Origin of the sequence: Flavobacterium sp., assembly GCF_031423415.1 — a bacterium.
Taxonomy (GTDB): Bacteria; Bacteroidota; Bacteroidia; order Flavobacteriales; family Flavobacteriaceae; genus Flavobacterium.
Window position 1 is genome coordinate 1 of the sequence record NZ_JANPFL010000056.1, and the last position, 2,940, is coordinate 2,940.

Here is a 2,940-nt window from a genome sequence, read left to right on the forward strand (position 1 = left end):
TTTAAAATTGGGTAACCGAATTTACCCCCTTTTTTATCGTTTGGACTTCCATTAACTTGTGAAGCATAAAAGTACGTAATTAAATTGATAAAACATAACTTAAAGTGTAAAGAATACCAAAAAATGAACTAGTTTTTGAACTAGTTGAGTAAGCTCGGAAATTTTATTTTCCGTTTTGTGATTCCTCCTTTTCATCCAAAAATTAGCGGTTCTACTTGTTCAATTTTCAAACCTGCATACTGGCAGAACTCCTCAATGGTTACTAATTCATTATCAAGCTTATTAAGGCTCTTTCTGATGGCCTGTAACATTCTGGTGCTTTGTCTGTAACTCTTGCCTGTTATGCGTTCAATGTCTTTTGGATAGATACATATTCTCTTTATTTGCGTTTTCATACACTATCTATGCCTTTGAATAGGCTTTGATTAGCTTAAACCCACTGATTAGTAAAGTTTAAGATTATACAAAAGTAAGTTTTTTTGAAATATAAATTTCCTTTGCAATTTACACTGGTTTTTGATTGTTTTAAATAGGCATTTATGTCGATTTAAGCCATTTGCGTCGCTTTGTGACATATGTGACTGGAAGTACTTTTTTATTCTGTTTAATTGGCTAAAATTTGTTTCGAAATCGGATTAAAGACGTTGCAACTGAAAAGATGATTTAGAGATTTTGAAAATGAATTTTAATCTAAATTTTAGAAATTATGGCAAGACAGAAAGGCATAATTAAATTGAAAGGTACTATCGGAGATATTACTTTTTACAAAACCCAAGACGGACATTTAGCACGTGAAAAAGGTGGAATCGATGCAAGTAGAATCGCAAGTGATCCAGCGTTTCAAAGAACACGTGAAAATGGTTCGGAATTTGGTCGCGCTGGGAAAGCAGGTAAGATTTTGAGAACGGCTTTGAGAGCGTTGCTTTTGAATTCTGCCGATGGTAGAATGGTTAGTCGTTTAACTCAACGAATGATACAAGTTATTCAAGCTGATTTAATTAGCGTAAGAGGTTTACGAAACGTTATTGATGGCGAAGCGGAGCTTTTAGCAGGTTTTGAATTCAATATTAGAGGAAAATTAGGGACGAGTTTGTTTGCTCCCTTTGTAGCAACTATTGACCGTGTAACTGGTGTAATTGAAGTTACATTGGCTTCGTTTATTCCCGCTAATATGATTGCAGCACCAAGCGGAACTACTCATTTTAAAATTATTTCTGCTGGTGCAGAGGTTGATTTTGAAGCCGAAACCTTTGTGGTTGAAAATTCAGAAACTGGAATTTTGCCTTGGGATTTTGTGGCGACTGCGGTTATTACGCAAACCAATACGGTAACTGCTGCCAGCACAAAACCTTTGTTTTTGGCTCTTGGAGTTGAGTTTTACCAAGAAGTAAATGGTCAAATGTATGCTCTTAAAAACGGTGCATATAATCCACTATCACTGGTACAAGTGAGCGGATTGTAAGATGGTTATACTACTATCGAGAACTTATTTCCCTGATGGAACTAACGGAATACTCGAATGCGAGGGCAAATTTATTTGTAAAACCATTGAATTGCCTTGGAAGAATAACGAAACGAAAGTTTCCTGCATTCCGGAAGGGAAATATTTTATAAGAAAACGATACAGCAAAAGATTTCAATGGCATTTGGAAATAATTAATGTAAAAAACAGAAGCTTAATTCTGTTTCATCCTGCCAATAATGCGTTGAAAGAATTAAAAGGTTGTATTGGTCCAGTAACAAAACTTTCTGGACCAGGTTTCGGTCTGATGTCTCGAAAAGCATTTTCTAAATTGAAAAATTTAGTTTATCCAATTATAGACAAAAACGAAAGTGTAGAATTAATTATCAAATCTTAACAATCCTGTTATGAATATTATAAAAAGAGCAAAAGCTCCCACTCCGAAATTTTTTAAGGTGCTTCGAAATATTGGTTTGGCATTAGCCGCCGTTGGCGGAACTATTTTGGCAGCGCCAATAACTTTGCCAGTTGTAGTAACTTCTATTGGAGGTTATATGGCTGTTGCGGGTGGTGTAGTCTCCGCTGTAAGCCAACTAACGACAGGGGAAGCTATTCTTCCCCAAAGCGGAAATGACGACCGGTAATCATACCCTGATGGGTACTGCAGGAGGTACATTTTTGAGTGTATTGCCGAATCTGCGCTCGGAAGATATTTTAAAAACGATTATATTAGCGACTGTTGGAGCGATTGTCAGTTTTATTATATCGATGCTACTCAAATACCTCATCAAGAAGCACAAAAAATAGTCTAGTTCTAGTTGTGGTGACCTTTGGATTAGACATTAATGAAGCCCAAACCGCAAGGAATGGGCTTTTTTACGTGGTAAAATTAAACTTCCTCAAATAGGTTTAACGTAACTTCTAAAACCACTACTTCGGAATTATGGTTGTATAATTCTTGCCATTTTGCGCTGTCAATGGCTTTGGCTCTCGTGTCGAAAACTCCAAAACATACCCTTGATGCTTTGCTTTTCCAATTGTCGGTTTGGTATAAAATGAAAAGTTTCATAATTTAGATAAATTAATGTTAAAAAAGTACTATTTCCTGCAATACCGGTATAAAATGGCTCTGCGAAGGTCATTTATAAGCATCATATCCTCTTTGTATTGCTTTTCTTTTTTCTCCAAAAGTTTGAGCGCTGCAACATTTTTTTGGTGCTGCTCGTGTTCCACCATCATCAATCTAGATTGTGGATTGAATTCTTTTTTGAAGTCTGGAAGGCGTAAAAAAGGAATTACAGAACCTACTAAATGTTGATGCCAAAATTTTGTTTGCAATAAACTATAAGCAATGAAAAAAAGGCTTTCGCAGTCCTCCTCGTTTTGAAAAATGATAACAAAACTGTTAGTAAATGGCTCTTTTTGTGGCTTTCCGCTGTTCATCCCTTTGTTAAGTAGGAATAAATGCGGTTTTGAAT

General features: G+C 35.9%; 6 protein-coding genes. 4 read left to right on the plus strand and 2 right to left on the minus strand.

From position 1 onward, the window contains the following. Positions 1 to 706 precede the first annotated feature (706 nt). From RMO83_RS05935 to RMO83_RS05950, 4 genes are read left to right on the plus strand one after another with little or no spacing between them, the layout of a single operon-like run. Positions 707 to 1,462: a hypothetical protein gene (locus RMO83_RS05935; RefSeq protein ID WP_310558754.1), complete on the plus strand. Its 756-nt coding sequence runs from the start codon at positions 707 to 709 to the stop codon at positions 1,460 to 1,462. Position 1,463: 1 nt separating this feature from the next. Beyond that, the gene (locus RMO83_RS05940; RefSeq protein WP_310558755.1) at positions 1,464 to 1,859 is read left to right on the plus strand and encodes a DUF5675 family protein; all 396 of its coding nucleotides are present in this window, start codon (positions 1,464 to 1,466) and stop codon (positions 1,857 to 1,859) included. 10 nt (positions 1,860 to 1,869) lie between these two features. Further along, positions 1,870 to 2,106: a hypothetical protein gene (locus tag RMO83_RS05945; RefSeq protein ID WP_310558756.1), complete on the plus strand. Its 237-nt coding sequence runs from the start codon at positions 1,870 to 1,872 to the stop codon at positions 2,104 to 2,106. Further along, complete coding sequence (locus RMO83_RS05950) at positions 2,093 to 2,269, plus strand: hypothetical protein (protein WP_310558757.1); 177 nt, start codon at positions 2,093 to 2,095, stop codon at positions 2,267 to 2,269. The genes RMO83_RS05945 and RMO83_RS05950 overlap by 14 nt, the downstream gene beginning before the upstream one ends. An 82-nt stretch (positions 2,270 to 2,351) precedes the next feature. On the opposite strand, the gene RMO83_RS05955 is transcribed toward RMO83_RS05950, so the two are convergent. Together RMO83_RS05955 and RMO83_RS05960 are read right to left on the minus strand one after the other, a co-directional pair. Then, entirely contained in the window at positions 2,352 to 2,531 is a 180-nt protein-coding gene (locus RMO83_RS05955) for a hypothetical protein (protein WP_103725652.1), read from the minus strand. Positions 2,532 to 2,560: 29 nt separating this feature from the next. Then, on the minus strand, positions 2,561 to 2,940 hold a 380-nt coding region (locus RMO83_RS05960; RefSeq protein WP_310558758.1), incomplete at its 5' end, for a DUF6943 family protein.